1 protein-coding gene is annotated in these 362 nt (G+C 66.6%); it reads right to left on the bottom strand.

Annotated elements, in window-relative coordinates; genetic code table 11:
* Window positions 1–362 (bottom strand): ArnT family glycosyltransferase (locus SB764_RS38780; protein WP_410866577.1); only part of this gene is annotated, 362 nt, incomplete at both ends.

The following is a 362-nucleotide window of genomic DNA, read 5'->3' as shown; positions in this document are numbered from 1 at the left end:
GTGTGTACAGCACCAGCACCGCGCCCGGCAGGATTACGCCGACGAGACCCTTGGACAACACCGCCATCGCCATCGACGCCCAGCACAGCCACATCCAGCCGCGCACGTTGGCGTCCGGCAGGTTGGGGCGCTGCGCAAGCAGCAGCGCGCAGAGCGTGAGCGCCATCCAGAACGACAGGCCCATGTCGAGCGTGTTGAAATGGCCCATCAGGTTCCAGTACGGCGAGGTCGCCAGCACGAGCGCCGTGAACACGCCGGTTGCCGCGTTGAACACGCGCGCGCCGGTAAAGCCGATCAGCAGCAAGCCGGCAAAGCCCGTCAGCGCGGTGTAAAGCCGTGCCTGCCATTCGCCGATGCCGAAC

The organism is Paraburkholderia sp. SIMBA_027, assembly GCF_046535315.1.
Taxonomy (GTDB): Bacteria; Pseudomonadota; Gammaproteobacteria; order Burkholderiales; family Burkholderiaceae; genus Paraburkholderia; species Paraburkholderia tropica.
This window is presented reverse-complemented; position numbering and strand designations above follow the sequence as displayed.